This is a genomic window from Ruegeria sp. YKSD179, assembly GCF_059612885.1.
The window spans coordinates 1-19563 of record NZ_JBXWRL010000012.1 but is presented as its reverse complement, the minus strand read 5'-3'; the positions used below and the strand labels follow the sequence as shown (position 1 = coordinate 19563).

The 19563-nt window shown below is 53.4% G+C and carries 17 protein-coding genes; 5 read left to right on the top strand and 12 right to left on the bottom strand.

The genetic code is table 11. The features are described from left to right. Window positions 1–3: 3 nt before the first annotated feature. From upp to AC2FNE_RS08865, 7 genes are all read right to left on the bottom strand, one after another. Window positions 4–636: a uracil phosphoribosyltransferase gene (upp, locus tag AC2FNE_RS08895; protein ID WP_170473060.1), complete on the bottom strand. Its 633-nt coding sequence runs from the start codon at window positions 634–636 to the stop codon at window positions 4–6. Further along, on the bottom strand, window positions 633–1619 hold the full coding sequence (locus tag AC2FNE_RS08890; RefSeq protein ID WP_170605027.1) for an adenosine deaminase: 987 nt from the start codon (window positions 1617–1619) through the stop codon (window positions 633–635). Before AC2FNE_RS08890 ends, upp begins: the two co-directional genes overlap by 4 nt. After that, on the bottom strand, window positions 1616–2827 hold the full coding sequence (locus tag AC2FNE_RS08885; protein WP_496805203.1) for a phosphopentomutase: 1212 nt from the start codon (window positions 2825–2827) through the stop codon (window positions 1616–1618). Before AC2FNE_RS08885 ends, AC2FNE_RS08890 begins: the two co-directional genes overlap by 4 nt. Continuing rightward, complete coding sequence (locus AC2FNE_RS08880; RefSeq protein WP_170605023.1) at window positions 2824–4131, bottom strand: thymidine phosphorylase; 1308 nt, start codon at window positions 4129–4131, stop codon at window positions 2824–2826. The genes AC2FNE_RS08885 and AC2FNE_RS08880 overlap by 4 nt, the downstream gene beginning before the upstream one ends. 4 nt (window positions 4132–4135) lie before the next feature. Further along, on the bottom strand, window positions 4136–4552 hold the full coding sequence (locus AC2FNE_RS08875) for a cytidine deaminase (protein WP_170605021.1): 417 nt from the start codon (window positions 4550–4552) through the stop codon (window positions 4136–4138). Between the two features lie 79 nt (window positions 4553–4631). After that, entirely contained in the window at window positions 4632–5735 is a 1104-nt protein-coding gene (locus AC2FNE_RS08870) for a cupin domain-containing protein (RefSeq protein WP_170605019.1), read from the bottom strand. Continuing rightward, entirely contained in the window at window positions 5704–6402 is a 699-nt protein-coding gene (locus AC2FNE_RS08865; RefSeq protein WP_170605017.1) for a hypothetical protein, read from the bottom strand. The genes AC2FNE_RS08870 and AC2FNE_RS08865 overlap by 32 nt, the downstream gene beginning before the upstream one ends. Before the next feature lie 181 nt (window positions 6403–6583). Here AC2FNE_RS08865 and AC2FNE_RS08860 point away from each other — a divergent pair, with 181 nt between their 5' ends. The 3 genes from AC2FNE_RS08860 (at window position 6584) to AC2FNE_RS08850 (ending at window position 12568) form a co-directional block, all read left to right on the top strand. Beyond that, window positions 6584–8857 carry an NADP-dependent malic enzyme gene (locus AC2FNE_RS08860; protein WP_170605015.1) on the top strand — a complete coding sequence of 758 codons (2274 nt, stop codon included), beginning with the start codon at window positions 6584–6586 and terminating at the stop codon, window positions 8855–8857. 286 nt (window positions 8858–9143) lie between these two features. Then, a complete protein-coding gene (gene prpE, locus AC2FNE_RS08855) occupies window positions 9144–11033 on the top strand; it encodes a propionate-CoA ligase PrpE (protein WP_170605014.1) in 1890 nt (629 codons plus the stop codon). 95 nt (window positions 11034–11128) lie between these two features. Beyond that, window positions 11129–12568 carry an amidase family protein gene (locus tag AC2FNE_RS08850; protein WP_496805202.1) on the top strand — a complete coding sequence of 480 codons (1440 nt, stop codon included), beginning with the start codon at window positions 11129–11131 and terminating at the stop codon, window positions 12566–12568. Window positions 12569–12837: 269 nt separating this feature from the next. On the opposite strand, the gene AC2FNE_RS08845 is transcribed toward AC2FNE_RS08850, so the two are convergent. Beyond that, window positions 12838–13599, bottom strand: coding sequence for an NAD kinase (locus tag AC2FNE_RS08845; RefSeq protein WP_170473088.1), 762 nt, complete (start codon window positions 13597–13599; stop codon window positions 12838–12840). Window positions 13600–13765: 166 nt separating this feature from the next. Between AC2FNE_RS08845 and glyA the strand changes: the two genes are divergently transcribed. Further along, window positions 13766–15061, top strand: coding sequence for a serine hydroxymethyltransferase (gene glyA / locus AC2FNE_RS08840; RefSeq protein WP_170605010.1), 1296 nt, complete (start codon window positions 13766–13768; stop codon window positions 15059–15061). A gap of 72 nt (window positions 15062–15133) precedes the next feature. On the opposite strand, the gene AC2FNE_RS08835 is transcribed toward glyA, so the two are convergent. Further along, window positions 15134–15508, bottom strand: coding sequence for a hypothetical protein (locus AC2FNE_RS08835; protein WP_496805201.1), 375 nt, complete (start codon window positions 15506–15508; stop codon window positions 15134–15136). A 46-nt stretch (window positions 15509–15554) separates the two neighbouring features. Between AC2FNE_RS08835 and AC2FNE_RS08830 the strand changes: the two genes are divergently transcribed. Next, window positions 15555–16355 carry an alpha/beta fold hydrolase gene (locus AC2FNE_RS08830; protein WP_496805200.1) on the top strand — a complete coding sequence of 267 codons (801 nt, stop codon included), beginning with the start codon at window positions 15555–15557 and terminating at the stop codon, window positions 16353–16355. Here AC2FNE_RS08830 and AC2FNE_RS08825 read toward each other — a convergent pair whose 3' ends face one another. The 3 genes from AC2FNE_RS08825 to AC2FNE_RS08815 form a co-directional block, all read right to left on the bottom strand. Continuing rightward, on the bottom strand, window positions 16356–16736 hold the full coding sequence (locus AC2FNE_RS08825; protein ID WP_170605008.1) for a rhodanese-like domain-containing protein: 381 nt from the start codon (window positions 16734–16736) through the stop codon (window positions 16356–16358). A gap of 84 nt (window positions 16737–16820) precedes the next feature. Next, complete coding sequence (locus AC2FNE_RS08820) at window positions 16821–18161, bottom strand: HlyD family type I secretion periplasmic adaptor subunit (protein ID WP_170473100.1); 1341 nt, start codon at window positions 18159–18161, stop codon at window positions 16821–16823. A 3-nt stretch (window positions 18162–18164) separates the two neighbouring features. Next, window positions 18165–19563, bottom strand: a 1399-nt coding sequence (locus tag AC2FNE_RS08815; protein WP_496805199.1) for a type I secretion system permease/ATPase, incomplete at its 5' end; no start/stop codon positions are given.

The window sequence follows — 19563 nt, the reverse complement described above, 5'->3', positions numbered from 1 at the left end:
GCGCTATTTGGTACCGAACATACGGTCACCAGCATCGCCAAGCCCTGGCATGATGTAACCCTTCGAGTTTAATTCGCGATCAACCGCTGCAGTAACGATCTTCACGTCCGGATGCGCCTCTTTCATCCTTTCGACTCCTTCCGGAGCGGCAAGCAAGCATAAAAAGCGGATGTCGACCGCACCTGCTTCCTTCAGCAGGTCGACGGCGGCGGCAGAGCTGTTGCCAGTCGCCAGCATCGGATCAACGGCGATTACTAAACGGTCCTTTAAACCTTCCGGGGCCTTGAAATAATATTGAACAGGTTTCAGCGTCTCTTCATCGCGATATAGTCCGACGAAACCCACGCGGGCAGATGGGATCAATTCCAGAACCCCATCCAGCATACCGTTTCCGGCGCGCAATATCGATACAAGAGCCAGTTTTTTACCCGCTAGAATAGGCGCATCCATCTCTTCCATCGGCGTTTCGATGTGGCGTGTGGTCAGCTGCATCTCACGTGTGACTTCATAAGCCAGTAGCAAAGTTATCTCACGCAGCAATTGCCGGAAAACCGCTGTCGAAGTGCCTTTGTCCCGCATGAGCGTCAGTTTGTGCTGTACCAGCGGGTGATTTACGACAGTCAGATGGTCGCTCATTGTTTCTCCAGTCTCTTTTTTACTTTCTCGCGGGTTGCATCATCGCAAAATGCCGCTTCCAATGCGGTATTATTCAACGCAGCGAAATCTTCAGCGTCCCAGCCAAAGGCTTGGTGCAACATCTCATATTCACGCCGCATTGTGGTGTGAAAAAACGGCGGGTCGTCTGTTGAAACGGTTACCTTTACTCCGGCATCGCGCAACTTCGCAATTGGGTGCGAGTCGAACTCTGGATACAGCCCAAGCACCACGTTCGAGCCTGGACAGACTTCGAGCGTGATTCCGCGATCAATCAACTCGTGCACCAGGTCCGGATCTTCAATAGCTCGAACACCGTGGCCAATCCGTTCAACACCCAGATGCCGGATCGCGTCCCGAACACTTTCTGGTCCGCCAAACTCACCAGCGTGTGTTGTCAATTGCAGGCCAGCTTCGCGTGCACAGTCAAAGGCCCACTTGTAATCTGCTTGTGCACCAACAGACTCGTTCCCGCCCATGCCGAAACCAGTAATCCAATCTCCGGCAGTTTCGGCTGCGCAATACGCGCTGCGCTTTGATTGCTCTGGCCCGAAATGGCGAACGCAAGTCACCACGCCGCGCAAAGTAATTTCAAACTTACGCTCCGCCTCTTCTGCCGCGTCCTGAATGGCGCTTAAATAATCTTTCCACGCGGACAAGTCGCCGCCGCCACAGAAATCCGGGCTGAGGAAAGTTTCCGAGTAAATCACTCCGTTTTCAGCGCTTTCCTCTAATATAGCCAAAGTAAGACGGCGAAAATCCTCAGGCGAATTAAGGACTTGGCACGCCGCCTCGTAAACGTTGAGGAAATGGGAAAAGTCGCGAAAGTCGTACGATCCGTTTGACTTGAATATCCCACTCAAGTCGACACGTTTTTCATGGGCAAGCTGACGTATGAACGCCGGCGGGGCCGCACCCTCGTGATGTAGGTGCAATTCAATTTTGGGCAGCTCGGCTACATTCATAAAAAAGTCCTACCCGGACCCTGTGCCGGGATGTTCAGATGGTCCGCGACACTGGCTGCGATGTCAGCAAAATTTACCTGCCCGATCTCGCCGCCCCCCTGCCCGGCTATCAATACAGGTACCTGTTCCCGGGTATGGTCGGTGCCAGTCCAGCTTGGGTCATTGCCATGGTCCGCAGTCAACAGCAACAGGTCATTTGGGCAAAGCTTGTTTAGGATCAATCCAATTTCGCGATCAAACCACTCCAACGCACGTGCATATCCGCTGATATCGCGGCGGTGACCATATAAGCTGTCAAACTCAACAAAGTTTGCAAAAGTCAGGCTCCCTTCCGCAGCTTCATCTGTCAGCTTGGACAAATGCTGCATCAATTCAGCATCTGAACCTTTGTAAAGCTCATCAATCCCTTGCATCGAAAAGATATCGCCAATCTTACCTAATGCGTAGACGTGCCGTCCCGCATCCTGCACCCAGTTTGTAAGAACAGGCGCAGGAGGCAATATCGCGAAATCCTTCCGGTTCGTGGTGCGCGTAAACCCCAAATCGGGAGTTCCGACAAAGGGACGTGCGATAACCCGTCCGACTTTCATTTCGTGCAGGCGTGGAGCAAGCGTACGACACATCTCCAGCAACCGATCTAGTCCAAATGTCTCTTCATGCGCAGCAATCTGAAAAACACTGTCTGCTGATGTATAACAGATCGGCCGTCCCGACTGCATGTGTTCGGCCCCCAGTTCGGCAATGATTGCCGTACCTGAGGCATGGCAATTGCCCAAGATACCGTCCGCACCGGCCGCCGACGCGGCCGCTTGGCTTAGATCAGCAGGAAATGCCGGGACGGTGTCAGGGAAGTAATGCCAATCCCACGGCACCGGCAACCCCGCAAGTTCCCAGTGACCAGAAGGCGTGTCCTTGCCCCGAGAATGCTCGCGCGCGCATCCCCATTTTCCGATAGGTTTACCGTTCAACCCCGGCGTGGACGCGTTTGAGGCCAATCGCACAGCCGCGCCCAGCCCCAACCCGTCAAGATTGGGAAGGAAGAGCGGACCAGAGCGTCCGTCTTCGGCGTGACCGTCCGCGCAAGCCTGGGCAATATGGGCTACGGTGTTGGCGCCTGCGTCTGGGATTTCACCGTTAAAAAAAACGTCGGCATCCTCTGCGCCACCAATCCCAACCGAGTCCATGACCAAAAGGAATGCACGTGTCATGCAGTAATCCTTTCATGGACAAGATCGGGTATCTCAACAGGAGTGTCAGATATTGTAACGGAAGCCAAAATACCTGCTTCTGCCCGACGGGCTACATCCTCGCGGGCGGCGTGGACGACGGCAATGGGTTCGCCCTTGGCCACCCGGTGTCCGAGTCGAAGCAGTCCCGATATCCCAACTGCTGGGTCTATGATATCACTTTCAACCTGACGTCCTCCGCCCAACGAAACAACGGTGAGACCCAGAGCTTCGCCGTCAAACGCCGCAATGTATCCACCACGAGGCGCAGAAACCTCTTGGATCACATTCGCTTCGGGTAAAAAGCGGGCCCAGTTGTCGACAAACTGGACAGGGCCACCCACCGCAGCCATCATGCGGCCAAATCGCTCAGCGGCCTTACCGTCGCGTATGATTGTGGCAATTCGTGTGCGACCTTCTTCCAATGTGTCACACAGGCCTGCATCCACTAGCAGTACGCCGCCAAGTTCGGCTGAAATCTCAACCAAAGGTGAAATATTGCCGCTAGTGAGAACTTTCATAACTTCGGCCACTTCCAGCGCGTTACCCAAAGCTGGGGCAAGAGGCTGCGACATATCCGTTATAACAGCGCTCGTTCGACATCCTGCGGCATTGGCAGTCTCGGTCAACGCCTTGGCGAGATCGCGGGCGGCCTCAACGGTTTTCATAAAAGCGCCGCTACCTGCCTTGACATCCAGTACAAGAGCGTCAGGGCTGACCGCTAGTTTTTTTGACAAAATGGATGCCGTGATTAAATCCAGGCTCTCAACCGTGGCAGTTACATCGCGCACTGCGTACAATCGCCTATCTGCTGGGGCTATTTGGCCAGTTGCACCTACAATTGCCGCGCCAGTGTCACGCAACACTTGCTGCAGTCGATCCTGTCCAATTTGGGTGCTTACACCGGGGATTGCTTCCAGCTTATCAAGCGTACCGCCTGTGTGACCCAAACCCCTGCCCGAGATCATCGGAACATATGCACCGCATTCGGCCAAAGCCGGAGCTAGTAAAAGGCTGACACAATCACCAACTCCACCGGTCGAATGTTTGTCGATTACAGGGCCATCCACGTCCCAGCTTAGAACATCGCCGCTGTCGCGCATCGCAATGGTCAGATCGGCACGCCCTTTAGACCCCAACCCACCCATGCAAACTGCCATTGCGAAGGCCCCAGCTTGCGCATCGCTGACGCTGCCATCAGCCAGCCCTTGCGCAAACCAATAAAGTTCCTCGCTGCTGGGTACTTCTTCACGACGCAGCTTTGCGATGATCGAACGCGCGTCCATTGCGTCAGCTATCCTCCATATGCGAAGCGTCGAATGCTCCCGGTAAAAGCTGGCCGATCGTAGTTTCAAACTCATCGCCTTCGACAGTTGCCAGAGTCACTTTGACATCCCGGTTACCAAACTCGGCCAGCTTTTGTCTGCATCCCCCGCAAGGCGGTACCGGTTGAGGGCTTGAGGCGACCACGTAAACTTCGGCCAGCTTTTGCTCACCGGCTGCGACCATTGCAGCAATTGCGCCTGCCTCTGCGCAAGTGCCTTCTGGATAGGCCACGTTTTCAACATTGCAGCCTGAAAAAATTTCACCAGAGGTCGACCGCAAAGCCGCGCCAACCTTGAAATTCGAATATGGCGCATAGGCCTTTTCGCGGACAGACAAGGCAGCTTCTTTAAGCGACATGACGATTTCCCATTTTTTGATCATATGGTCAGAAAATTTCAACCTAGTAGAAAGAATTGGAGGAGTTAAGGCCCAGACAGTTACATTCCTACCAGATTTGCAGCTATTTTAACGTGGTTTCAAACGTTCCCGGCAAAGTCACCTCAAGCAGCTCAACATCATCCGTGGGTTCGTCAAGCTTCGTGAACATCCCCGGTGGTATGACAAAGGCATCACCCTGTTCCAGCCTGAAAGGGTCCCGCCCCTCACCGTTGAGAGTCACCTCTCCGTTCATGACAAATGTGAAATGAATGTCGGTGTCGTGGCTGGTCCAAACTGGATCGCCTTGACCCCTGCGAACAACCTGAACCCCCGCAACGCCTTTGGTGTTCTCTGCAATTGTCGTATCGCGGCATATATACCCCGGCAAACGAAATTGCTGCCAGACGGCGTCTTTGGCTTGATTATACACAAACCGCTGCCCCTGCCACTCCCGTTCAGGTCGGAAGTGCGGCGTTGGCAAACTCATCTCATGATCGATTTCAGTGACATGTTCAGCAGGCACACCGATTTCGATGACCTGCACATTGTCTGAGGCCTCAAGAACACGATGGCGGATCTCGGGTGGTTGGATAAAACAGTCGCCCGTTGTCAACCGCAGCTTGTTGCCTTGATCCTCATACACAACATCAACCCATCCGTTGATGCAAAAGATCAGCTGAAACCCGACTTTGTGGAAATGAACCATGTCAGGCACCGGTCCGCCATCTGGAATGCGAATGTGGCTGGCAATGATAGACCCGCCCAGCCTATCTGGAACAAGGTCACGATAGTGCATGCCTGCCCGCCCAATTATCCAGGGAGCCTGATCCTTAAGTCGTCGCACGACAAAGGAATGCACTGTTTCCGGCATAACCATGGGTGGATCGAGTTCTTCAATTTCCACCCTTGTGCCATTAGGCGCGACCAAAGCGCGTTGGCCATCGGCAAATTCATCCGGACGATCGGTGAGAATACGCAGGGTGCCAGGTGGCTCTGGGGCATCCTTTTCAATTCGCACGCGCAGCCCGTGCCCGGAAAACACCGCAACCCGCGGATCATCAGCCGGATAGATCATATCCATCCGCATGCCCAAAACCTTGGTGAAAAAGGGAATGTCGTCTCGCAATTCCTGCGTTGGAAGGCGTATTTCCGCTTTAGTCTGACTGTGGTTCTGGCGCGATGTCATATGATGTCTCGTCAATTTCGGTTTTTGGCCATCCGATCAGAACGGCAGCCAAAATGCCAATTGAAAAGAACATCTCAAGCGTTTCTTCCAGAACAAAAAGGCGAACAAGCATGGTTTCTGACAGGCCCGCGCTCAACATACCTGACATTTCTTCGATAAGCTGTGCGACGACCGCCGCTGAGCCCGCCAATACAAAGATAATCAGAAAAGGCGCTTTTTGCTTGAATGCACGCCATGCGTTCGGCAACCCGTGCCAGAACAGACCGCCGATCACGATCACGGCTAACGCCAGACGGATAATGGTTAAATCAAGTAGATTGTCCAATCCATTAAGTGCCCAGAAAGCCAGACTGTCATGAGCGTAAATGTCCGCTTCCAATTCGCGTTCAGCCAACAGAAGGCAAACCAGCCCTATGTAAAGACGGCCCAATCCGGGATATCTCCAAAGCGCCGCAAACCCAGCCGCTAAAAGTGCAGCCGCCGAGGCGGTCTCGATCAATCCGCCTTCCTGATTCAAGGTCGAAGCCTGATGTGGCCAAATGCTAATGGCCGCCAAAAAAACAATTACAAACAACAATACTGCAAAAGCCACGATTCGAGCGGGAACAAATGGCATTGGACCAGCCGAAATCGCCGGCTTGACCGTAAATTCGTCTTTATAGCTCATAGAGGTCTTTCGGTGCTCGACGATGTTATTTATTCGAAGTTGGCGAAATGTAAGAATTTGACGACATTTTTCAACCAGCAGAAATCAAGCGTTACAAAAGTGTTGCAAAACGACCGAGCGTAGCCAAGCCAACACAAATAATTTAGCCTTAAATCAAATTTCTTAGGGAGCTGAATCGCCGATGTCTGAAACACCCAGCCTGCGGCAGGCCGCGCTTGAATATCATGCTTTTCCAAAACCCGGTAAGCTTGAGATCAAGGCCACGAAACCAATGGCCAACGGCCGTGATCTGGCCCGTGCATACTCGCCCGGTGTCGCTGAGGCCAGTTTGGAAATCAAGGCTGACGCAACAAATGCGGAAAAATACACGGCTCGCGGTAACCTTGTCGCTGTGGTGTCGAACGGGACTGCGGTTCTGGGTCTGGGCGACATCGGTGCATTGGCATCAAAACCTGTAATGGAGGGCAAAGCGGTCCTGTTCAAAAAGTTCGCCGGAATCGACTGTTTCGACATCGAAGTGGACCAGCACGACCCTGAGAAATTAGCCGATATCGTATGCGCGTTGGAACCGACATTCGGAGCCATCAATCTCGAAGACATAAAAGCGCCGGATTGCTTTATAGTTGAAAAACTTTGTCGGGAAAGAATGAACATTCCTGTCTTTCACGACGATCAACACGGCACCGCCATTGTGGTCGGGGCCGCAGCCAAAAACGCTTTGCACGTTGCAGGCAAGGCGTTCGAGGACATTAAGGTCGTTTCAACCGGCGGAGGTGCTGCGGGTATTGCCTGCCTGAACATGTTGGTAAAACTCGGCGTCAAGCGAGAGAATATCTGGCTGTGTGACATTCACGGATTGGTCTACAATGGCCGGACCGAAGACATGAACCCGCACAAGGATCAATTTGCCCAGGATTCGGATTTACGCTCTTTGGACGATGTGATTGGCAGTGCAGACCTTTTCCTTGGTCTGAGTGGTCCGAATGTTCTGAAGCCCGACATGGTTAAGAAGATGGCAAACCAGCCCATCATTTTTGCCTTGGCAAACCCAACGCCGGAAATCCTGCCAAAGACTGCTCGGGAAGTTGCGCCTGATGCCATAATCGCCACGGGCCGAAGCGATTTTCCCAATCAAGTCAACAACGTTCTTTGTTTTCCTTTCATTTTCCGCGGAGCTTTGGATGTAGGCGCAACCGAAATCAACGACGCAATGCAAATTGCTTGCGTCGACGGAATTGCAGAAATGGCACGCGCGACAACCAGCGCCGAGGCGGCGGCGGCCTACAAAGGAGAGCAACTGACATTTGGCCCAGATTACCTGATCCCAAAACCGTTTGATCCGCGTCTGGTGGGGGTGGTTTCTTCATCGGTTGCCCAAGCCGCGATGGACAGCGGTGTCGCAAAACGCCCTATTGAAGATATCGAAGCCTATAAGGAGCGATTGAACCAAAGTGTGTTCAAGTCTGCCTTTCTAATGCGTCCGGTATTTGAAGCAGCAGCTGTTGCGTCGCGCCGGATCGTATTTGCCGAAGGTGAAGACGAACGGGTTCTGCGTGCTGCTCAAGCCATTTTGGAGGAAACTACCGAAACACCAATCCTCATTGGGCGACCGGACGTGATAGATGCGCGTTGCGAACGACTTGGGTTAACGGTGCGGCCAGGTCAGGACTTTCAAATCGTAAACCCTCATGACGACCCGCGATACTACGACTATTGGAGTTCCTATCACCAAATTATGCAGCGTCGGGGCGTGACTCCTGACTTGGCAAAAGCGATCCTGCGAACGAACAACACGGCCATTGGGGCAATCATGGTTCATCGCGGCGAAGCTGACAGTTTGATCTGTGGAACTTTCGGAGAATACCGCTGGCATCTGAACTACGTCGAACAAGTGCTGGGTAATGCAAACCTGTATCCACACGGCGCACTTTCGTTAATGATCCTTGAGGATGGCCCCTTGTTCATTGCCGACACACATGTGCGACAGCTGCCAAGCCCAGAAGAACTAGCCGAAATCACAATCGGTGCCGCCAGACACGTCCGTCGATTTGGCATCAAACCCAAGATCGCGTTCTGCTCGCAATCGCAATTCGGAAACCAGACTGAAGGCTCGGGAAAGCGTCTTCGGGAAGCAATAAAAATTCTAGATGCCGCACCGCGCGACTTTGTTTACGAAGGTGAAATGAACCTTGATTTGGCTTTGGATCCTGAATTGCGGGACCGCATCTTTCCCAATTCTCGTTTGGAAGGGGCCGCAAACGTTCTGATTTTCGCGCATGCTGATGCAGCCAGCGGTGTGCGAAATATCCTGAAAATGAAGGCTGATGGTCTTGAAGTCGGCCCGATCCTAATGGGGATGGGCAACAAGGCACATATCGTAACACCTTCAATCACAGCACGAGGATTGCTGAACATGGCCGCGATTGCCGGGACCCCGGTGGCCCATTATGGCTAGGTGGGACGAGGGAAAGTTACGCACGCGCCTTTTGGTGTCTATCGGGGAATAAGGTTGATTCTGTTGGCGCTATCGGTGTGGGTCGGCTGAAGTTTGCACATTTGCAAACACGCCATTCTGGTATCAGAATCACCGATTTACCCAAAGGATTTGCAAAAATTTGCAGAAGAAGTCTACAAAATCTGCAAATCAATCGCGATAAACTGACGCGCCGTCATTTGAGCGGCTTGTTCACTGAAACGACGGTGCCTAACACATTGCAAGAGGATTCACCGAGGAGATCAACATGGCGTATCAGGATGTTTACGACGGCTGGAAATCCGATCCCGAGGCATTCTGGATGGAGGCCGCGAAAGGCATCGACTGGGTGCGTACGCCAAGCAAAGCCCTGTTTGACGACAATGCGCCTCTGTATGAGTGGTTCAGCGATGCTCAGGTCAATACCTGCTGGAACGCAGTAGACCGACATGTCGAAAATGGCCGTGGCGAACAAACAGCCATTATTTACGACAGCCCGATTGCGCACGCAAAACGAGAGATTTCTTATGTGGAACTGCGCAATCGCGTAGCAACACTAGCCGGTGCTTTGCGGGCCAAGGGCATCGAAAAAGGCGATCGGGTCATCATCTACATGCCGATGATCCCTGAAGCGCTGGAAGCTATGTTGGCCTGCGCGCGCCTTGGAGCGATACACTCAGTTGTTTTCGGTGGCTTTGCCAGCAACGAACTGGCCGTGCGAATAGACGATGCTAAACCCAAGGCGATAATTGCGGCGTCCTGCGGGATGGAGCCTGGCCGTGTCGTTCACTACAAACCTTTGTTGGACGGCGCAATTGACTTGGCCACCCACAAACCTGATTTTTGCGTAATCTTCCAGCGCGAACAAGAGGTTGCGAATCTGATCGAGGGCCGCGATTTCAATTGGCACGGGTTTCAATATGGCGTTGAACCTGCCGAATGTGTGCCAGTCGATGGAAATGATCCCGCTTATATCCTCTATACCTCTGGTACGACCGGTTCACCCAAGGGCGTCGTTCGTCCCACCGCTGGGCACCTTGTGGCGCTGAACTGGTCGATGAAAAACATATACAATGTCGACCCCGGAGACGTATTCTGGGCTGCCTCTGACGTGGGCTGGGTCGTGGGGCATTCCTATATTTGCTATGCGCCTCTCATACATGGGAACACGACCATCGTATTCGAGGGAAAGCCAGTCGGCACGCCAGATGCCGGCACTTTCTGGCGGGTGATTTCGGAACATAAGGTCAAGAGTTTCTTTACCGCGCCGACCGCGATCCGAGCTGTCAAACGCGAGGACCCAAAGGCCGAATTGATGGCTCAGTATGATCTGTCGAGTTTGGGTGCGCTGTTTCTGGCGGGCGAACGGGCGGACCCCGACACAATTATCTGGGCGCAAAATGCATTGAAAGTGCCAGTGATCGACCATTGGTGGCAAACCGAAACCGGGTGGACGATTGCCGGTAACCCTTTGGGAATCGAGGAACTGCCGACAAAACTTGGTTCCCCAGCCAAACCGATGCCCGGCTATGACGTTCAGATTCTTGACGAAGGTGGTCATCCTGTAAAACCTGGAGAACTGGGTGCAATTGCAGTAAAACTACCCTTGCCACCAGGAACACTGCCCACTCTTTGGAATGCCGAAGCACGGTTCAGAAAATCATACCTGGAACATTTTCCCGGCTACTACGAAACGGGTGATGCGGGTATGATCGACGAGGATGGATACCTCTATATCATGGCGCGCACTGACGATGTCATCAACGTGGCTGGTCACAGATTGTCGACTGGCGGCATGGAAGAGGTTTTGGCCGCCCACCCGGATGTGGCGGAGTGCGCGGTGATAGGCGTATCCGATCAACTGAAAGGACAGATGCCAGTTGGCTTTTTGTGCTTGAATGCAGGCTCGGATCGAAATCACGACGACGTTGTGCAGGATGTCGTTAACATGGTTCGCGAAAAGATTGGCCCGGTTGCTGCCTTTAAAAAAGCGGTTGTAGTTGATCGGTTGCCCAAGACACGCTCGGGCAAGATTTTGCGTGGTACAATGGTGTCGATAGCAGATGGCAAAGAATACAAGATGCCCGCTACAATAGACGATCCTGTCATATTGGACGAGATCACGTCCGCGTTGAAAACTATCGGCTACGCAAAGTAAATCTTTCTCGGGCGGTCCAACTGCCGCCTATATGATCTGTTTTTCTTGCAACCTACCGTGGGCCTTTTACTGTCAATCCAAGACAGTGAGGGCATATGATTAACTCTGAACTCTGGCGGCTGAACGCCATCGACCTGATCGCGCTGACGCGATCCGGGGACGTGAGCGCCGAAGATTCTGTTCGAAGCGCTATCGAGAGAATGCATCAGGCGAACCCTGATCTGAACGCGGTAGTTGAGGATCTAAGCGCCGAAGCGCTGGAGCGTGCCAGAAGCCTTGACCAAGCCCGTTCGAAAGGTATCGCGCCGGGACCGTTGCATGGGGTGCCCGTCACCATCAAGGTGAATGTAGATCAGAAAGGCCACGCAACGACAAATGGCGTCGTTGCGCTTAAGAATTTAATTGCGCCGGATGATGCGCCAGTTGTGACCAACTTGCAAAACGCCGGAGCGGTTGTGATCGGCAGAACGAACACACCAGAGTTTTCGTTCCGTGCCGATACGGACAACCAACTTTACGGTCGGACGCATAACCCGTGGGGTCGGCATATCTCTCCCGGAGGATCGTCGGGCGGCGCGGGAGCAGCGGTCATGGCCGGAATTGGTGCCTTGGCGCACGGCAACGATATTGGCGGCAGCCTGCGTTTTCCTGCGGCAGCCAATGGTGCGGTGACGGTAAAACCAGGCCTCGGCCGTGTCCCAGCGTGGAACCCCAGCCAAACCGCTGAACGCGGTCTTCTTGCCCAGTCTATGTCAGTGCAAGGGCTGATTACTCGCTCGGCTGCTGATCTCCATCTGGCAATGCCCAGCTTAATCGAAACAGACCCCAGAGACCCGTTTCACGTGCCAATGCCATGGCGCGGTTCAGATTCCGAAGGCACGATCAAAGTCGCCTTTACAAAGAACACTTTTGGTTATGCATTGCACCCAGAAGTTGAAAAGGCTCTCGATACCGCTCGCGAAGCACTGACTGACGCCGGATACGATATCAAAGAAGTAGACCCACCTGACGTCTTCGAATGTGGTCGCGCCGGATATCGGGCGCTTATGGGCGAAGTTATGACTCTTCTGCAGGGCGATATTACAGCTGCGGGTTCTCAGACAATCAAAGACATCTTTGGCGTCTACTTTCAGGAATTCCCGCCGATCGTTGAAACTGAGTTGGTAAGAATGCTGGCCAAACGGACATACTACGCCCGAGAATGGTCGCTGTTTTTACAGGACTACCATTTGGTCCTGTCACCTTTTTTGCCCCAGCCGTTTTTCAAACCTAACCGGGATACCGAAGGTGCTGAAGGCGTGCATGAAGTTCTTGGATGTGCGGTTTATTCCTATGCAATGAACTTTTTGGGTCTTCCAGCGGCTTGCGTACCAGCCCGCCTGGCTGATTTGCCCAACGGACCGCAACCGATCAACGTGCAAATCGCCGCCAGACGCTGGCGCGAAGATCTGGCTGTGGACGCTGCCGCCGCAATCGAAGCACGGGTCGGCCCAATGGCCCCCGTCCTTTGGGACAAACTGGAAACCTCTGTCTGAAAGCAAGGCTTGTGTGCCACAAAAAATAGATCCCGGGTCAATATGCCCGGGGTCCTCGTGCTAAAATATGCCCGGAATACTGATGACGAGCGTAGCACCACCTACCCACGCCAGCGCGAAAACTGCGCTATCATTCGAAAACACCGTTGGATGGCCACTCACTTCCATCCTAGCGTGTTCTCCGAGCAGAATCAGATTACCAGAGGGTTAATAGCTTTCCTGTGAACTGGTTCACACAAGCCGCTGGAAATACCTTCACACGGTCTGGTTCAGGTGAACTGTTCGGAAATCAAGCGCTCTTCTAAGCCGTGACCGGGATCGAATAATATTCGGTGCTGCACTTTCGGTTCTGATCGAATCTCGACCCAGTCGATGTCGGAGATTGAGATAGAATCCGCATCGGCCATAACAGGCCGTTTGTCCGCTTCGATTACATCAAACCGAACCTGAGCGGTCTTCGGTAATAACGCCCCACGCCATCGCCTTGGCCGAAACGCAGCAATTGCTGTAAGAGCCAAAACGTCCGCTCCGATAGGAAGGATCGGTCCATGGGCTGAGTAGTTGTAAGCTGTCGAGCCGGCTGGCGTGGACAATAGAGCCCCGTCACAAACAAGTTCTTCCAAACGCTCACGGCCATCTACACTAATCTTTAGACGCGCCGCCTGGGGGCCCGCACGCAATAGGGACACCTCGTTTATTGCCAGCGCCTCATGCATTGCGCCGGACTGGTCCATAGCCTTCATAAAAAGCGGATTGATGACTTCTTCCTCAGCTTCAGACAGCCGGGACAAAAGATCGGTTTCGCCATATTCGTTCATCAGAAATCCGATGGTCCCGCGATTCATGCCATAGACCGGCTTGTCCAAGTGCTGGGTGCTGTGGAGGGTCCGTAACATAAATCCGTCGCCGCCCAGCGCGACCACGACGTCTGCGTCGCGGGGGGACACATTGCCATAACGAGCCACCAAAGCTTCCCTAGCGGACTGGGCAACATCGACGTCGCTGGCGAGAAAGGCGATTCTTTTAGTCATCTGATCCGGTTTCCGGTATTGCACATTTGGTTCCGAAACAAACATACCTTTCCAAGATAGACCAGACTTGACGCCGCAGCGGGCTGAATCGTCGCTTTATGTCTTTTGCACGAGGAGTGTTTCCGATAGGAAATCCGCAAGTTTCCCCCAGCCATGTGGAGCCTCCATGAACGCCAATCTTCGTGACACCGGTTTTTTCACCCAGTCCCTCGCCGACCGCGACCCAGAGCTGTTCGGTTCGATCAAATCCGAGTTGGGCCGTCAGCGCGACGAGATCGAGCTGATCGCCAGCGAAAACATCGTCTCTGCAGCTGTGATGGAGGCGCAGGGTTCGGTCATGACCAACAAATATGCCGAAGGGTATCCTGGACGCCGGTATTACGGCGGATGCCAATTCGTCGACATTGCTGAAAACCTGGCAATAGACCGCGCCAAGCAGTTGTTTGGATGTCAATTCGCAAACGTTCAGCCGAACTCTGGTTCACAGGCGAACCAAGGTGTTTTTCAGGCTTTGATCAAACCTGGCGACACTATCTTAGGAATGAGTCTGGATGCTGGCGGCCACTTAACCCATGGTGCCCGCCCGAACCAATCCGGCAAATGGTTCAATGCCGTGCAATACGGTGTACGCAAGCAAGACAACATGTTGGACTATGACCAGGTAGAAGCGTTGGCGAAGGAGCACCAGCCGAAGTTGATCATCGCAGGAGGATCTGCGATTCCACGCCAAATCGACTTTGCCCGCATGCGCGAAATCGCCGATATGGTCGGCGCCTATCTGCATGTAGACATGGCGCATTTCGCTGGTCTGGTGGCGGCGGGCGAACACCCCTCGCCGTTTCCTCACGCCCACGTGGCCACAACAACAACGCACAAGACACTGCGTGGTCCGCGTGGCGGCATGATCCTGACCAATGACGAAGAAATCGCTAAGAAAGTGAATTCCGCGATCTTTCCCGGTATTCAAGGCGGCCCGCTTATGCACGTGATTGCAGGTAAAGCCGTTGCCTTTGGCGAGGCCCTTCAGCCAGCTTTCAAAGACTATATCAGGCAGGTTGTAGTGAACGCACAGGCGCTTTCGGATCAACTAATCAAGGGCGGTTTGGATACTGTCACTCACGGTACCGACACACATGTTGTGTTAGTCGACCTGCGCCCCAAAGGTGTCAAAGGCAACGCCACCGAGAACGCTTTGGGTCGGGCACATATCACCTGTAACAAAAACGGTGTGCCATTTGATCCGGAAAAACCGACTATTACCAGTGGCATCCGTTTGGGCTCACCCGCAGGAACGACGCGTGGTTTTGGCGAAACTGAGTTCCGCCAAATAGCGGACTGGATCATCGAGGTGGTCGATGGTTTGGCTGCCAATGGCGAGGATGGAAATGGTGAGATCGAATCAAAAGTCAAAGCAGAAGTTACTGAACTTTGCGCGCGCTTCCCGATCTATCCCAACCTGTAAGTAAGGCTTTACAGGGAAACGGCGCCTTAAGTTGGCGCCGTTTTTTTGGGTCTCACGGCAATACCGAAACGGTTAAATAAACCCACGCCAGTTGAGAACCACCAAAACTGCAACTGACAGTACTAAGAAACCCAAAGCAACAGAACCTAAGTAGCTAAGAAACCAACCCCAGCGGCGATCAGCCAAATTGATCGCATTCAGATGCTCCCGAACCTCCTCCGACGCTTTTTCAAGCGCGGGTGTGTCAAGGATCAACCTCAACCTTGGGTGTTCGGCCAATTTTTCAGCATTCGCCAAAACTAACGCCTGTTTGTAAACCCGACGCGGCAACCGCCGCTTGGCGCGCTTTACAGACTCAGACAAAGTCTTGTCGCGCAAACCTAGTTTTTTTTGCAGCAACAGAACCGTTTCAGCGATCTGAGACTGAATGTTTGCTTCGTGCGACATCGGTTCCTCCTGCGCAGTAATGTAACGCCCTCCGAAACCAGCGACAATGGGGGTGGTTGTTCCCCGCAGTGGCGGGTATCACGACTTTATGCTTAACACGATCCTCCACGGTGCCCCATCAGACCAACCACCGCTGCTGATTGCCCATGGCCTTTATGGTTCAGCGCGAAACTGGGGCGTTATCGCCCGCAGGCTTTCAGATGAAAGACAAGTTGTGGCGGTGGATATGCGCAATCATGCCTACAGTTTTTGGGATGAACATCATGACTATCCCAGTTTGGCGCAAGATTTAGCCGAAGTTATAGACTCGGTTGGTGGGCGTGCAGACGTGCTTGGACACTCCATGGGTGGCAAGGCATCGATGGTTTTGGCACTGGAACACGGCGCTTTGGTTCGCAAACTGGTTGTTGCCGACATCGCGCCGGTCACGTATTCCCACAGCCAGATTCAGTTTATCGAGGCGATGCGCGCCATCGATTTGGCGGGTATCACCCGCCGTTCAGACGCTGAAACGCAACTGGCAGAACTTGGGGTTGAAAAATCCCTACAGAGTTTTTTTACGCAGTCGCTGGACCTCGAACAGAAACGCTGGCGATTGAATCTGGATGTTCTAGGTGCCGAAATGTCAAAAATCATGAGCTTTCCCAAAACAGACAGCTCATGGGGCGGATCCGCTCTATTCTTAACCGGCGCGGCATCCGATTATGTGCTACCAGAGTATCGCTCTGGAATACGGGCATTATTTCCAAAAGCCCGTTTTGCGAAAATACCCGGCGCGGGTCACTGGCTTCATGCCGACAGGCCCCGTGAGTTCGAGGCCGCCGTCAGAACCTTTTTGAACGCCTGACTATTTTTGGTCTGCAACCGCGCCGCCGCCGTTTACCCAATCTGAGAACCCGCCCAGGTTATAGACTTGTTCGTAACCCATGTCCTTTAGCAGCTTGCCCGCCAAGGCCGCGCGGCCACCTGACGCGCAGTGCAGCACAATCGGTCGATCCAGCTGTAATTCCGGATCGTGCGAAGGTATATCCGGGTCGGCGCGAAATTCCAGCATGCCTCGCGAAATATGATGCGATCCTGCGGCGCGACCAGTCCGTTCCAACTCAGGCGCATCTCTGATGTCGAGCAGCAAAGCCCCCTGCTCAATCAAGTCTTTGGCGCGCTGTGCGTCGATTCTCTCGACCACGGCATTTGCGGCCTCCATCATGGCTTTGACCGTCAATGGCATGTACAAGTCTCCTGTGCAAATTCCACTGGATGCTAGCATGCAATTTTCAGAAGAAGTAGCCAGCGCAGCGCGCAAGCCATAACTTTAATGCTCCCGAAATGCCCGGGACATACTATCTGTCACCGGTTTGGCAATGTAGGCCGCGAATGTCCGCTCTTCGGTTTGGATCATAATTTCGGCTGGCATACCCGGAGTGGGCACGAAACCATTTACTCGACCCATTTCGTCAGGGGTCAGTGAAATCCTTGCAAGGTAAACTTCTTGCGGGATGCCTGCCGCGTCTTCAAGCAACGAGTCAGCCGAGACATAGAAGACCTCGCCGTACAAAACAGGCGTCGTCCTTTGGTTCAGGGCCACAAGGCGCACCGAAGCTATCTGGCCGGTTGCCACGCTGTCGATCTCGGTTCGCGGTATCTGGGCCTCGATGATCAGTGGCGCATCGGCGGGTAGAATTTCGGCAATTGGTTCACCGGTTTCAATGACGCCGCCAGGGGTATGGTGATGGAGCCGCACGACGGTTCCCGTAACCGGGGCCCGTACGACCGCGCGGTCCAGTATGCTGCGTGCCTGCCTTGCTTTTTCCCGAACGCTTTCAAGGTCTGCTTCGATCACGCCGAGTTCGTCCAAAGCCGCTTCACGATATGCTGATCGGGTTCTCAATATTTGCTCTTCGTATTTCAGCAGCATCTGGTTAACTTCTGCTGTTTCGGCGTTAAGCCTGGCCAGTTGCCCTTCGGCCTCGGCTTGGACACGTCGAATCGTGTTCAGATCACCCTTGCGCACCAATCCTTTTTCGAACAATGACGCTTTCGTATCATACTCTTCCTTCAGGATATCAGAGCGGCGCTGAAGACTGCTCAATTGGGCCTCAAACCCCGTAGCCCGGATGCGCAATGCCTCCATATTACGTTCAAGCAATGCAATGTCATTCATGAGTGTCTTGCGCGAAACATCAAAGCTCAGCTTTTGACTGTCGAGGATGGTCATCACTTCCACATCATCGGAAGCTTCAATCAGGTTGGCGGAAAAGACTAAGCGTTCTCTTTCACTGTGCTCGGCCAATAGCCTTTCGGTCATTGCCTGAAGTCGGATTTTGCGAATGAACAATTCACGTTCGTTTGCCTCGGCAGAAGTTTGGTCAAGGGTCATCAGGATTTGCCCCGCTTCGACTGCCTCGCCTTCGGACACAAGAATATCTTCGATAATGCCACCTTCCAGGTGCTGAACGATTTTGTTTCGTCCCGTTGCAACGAAACTGCCTTGTGCGATTACAGCTGCTGCAAGAGGCGCCCGAAAAGACCAAATACCGAACCCGCCAAAGCAAACCACCAGCATTATCAATCCAAGCACGATCTGTTTGTTAATCGAACGCGGAACTTCGGAATACCAATAGGCTGGCTCTTCGACTTTAACCAAATCGCTCATCGATTATGCCCCCTTACCCTGCAACTCGGGTTTTGGACGTGATCCGTTAAGTTGTTCCAGCACTTGCTCGCGCTGACCGAACAAAGCGACGCGCCCATCTGTCAGAAGCATGATTTTATCCACAACGTTCAAAAGTGTGGGTTTCTGCGTGATTACCACAACGGTGATCTTGCTTTCCTTGGCTTGTCCTATTGCCCGCGCCAGTGCTTTATCCCCCGCCACATCCAGATTAGAATTCGGCTCGTCCAATACAACCATGCGCGGATTTCCAAAAAATGCGCGCGCGAGTGCAATACGCTGTTTCTGTCCACCGGACAGGGGTGAACCGTCTGCCGCAACAACTGTCTCATAGCCCTGCGGGAGGGTCGCAATCATATTGTGCACGTCGGCCAGCACTGCGGCGTCGTGGATCTGTTCGTCTGTCGCATCCGCGCGCATGCGGCCAATGTTATCCTTTATTGTTCCGGGGAAAAGCTGTACGTCCTGCGGAAGGTAGCCAATGCTTTCGCCAAACTGTCGCGGATCCCAGTTGCGAATATCCATCAGGTCCAGTCGGACGCTGCCCGATGTCGGCAGGATCGACCCGACAAGTGTTTTACCAAGCGTGGTTTTACCAGCGCCCGAATTGCCAATGATGGCCAGCGTTTCACCCGGGTTCAGCGAGAAAGAGATTCCATTTAGGACAACGCGCTTGGTGCCACCAGGCACGTACAGCAGGCGCTCCACATCCACGCGTCCTTCTGGACGTGGCAGACGGAGTTTCTCAAACTGCAAAGCAGAATTTGACAAGAGCGCCTTGATCCGCCCAAACGAACCGCGGGTAAGCAGGAAAGTATTCCAACCTTCGATTGAACCTTCGATCGGCGCAAAAGCACGACCAGCGATTATCGATGCAGCGATAACCATACCTCCGGTGATTTCGCCCTGTAACGCAAGGAAAGCGCCCCAGCCTAGAATTCCGATTTGGGTCAACAGGCGAACCGCGCGCGATATCGCAGCAAATATCACGTTTCGGTCCTGCGCTCGCACCTGCCACGTTAATGACTGGGCTGTATCGCGACCCCAAATGCGCACTGCCTCTGGGATCATTGCAAGAGCATTGATGATCTGGCTGTTTCGCGCCATCGAGTCCAGGTGCTGGTTGGCCAGAGACTGTGCCTGATTGGCCTTTGCAAAGGGTTTGGCCGTCATTTTCTGGTTGATCAGCGCAATCGTCATCAACAGCAGCGCGGTCACGACCACGATCATACCCAGTTGCGGATGAACCAAGAAAATCATCAATATGAAAAGCGGTGCGAAGGGTACATCGAGAAATGAGATCAGCGTCCCAGAAACCAGAAATCCACGCACTTGCTGTAAATCTCCTAAGGTTTGATATTCTCGCCCGTTACCATGTAACGAG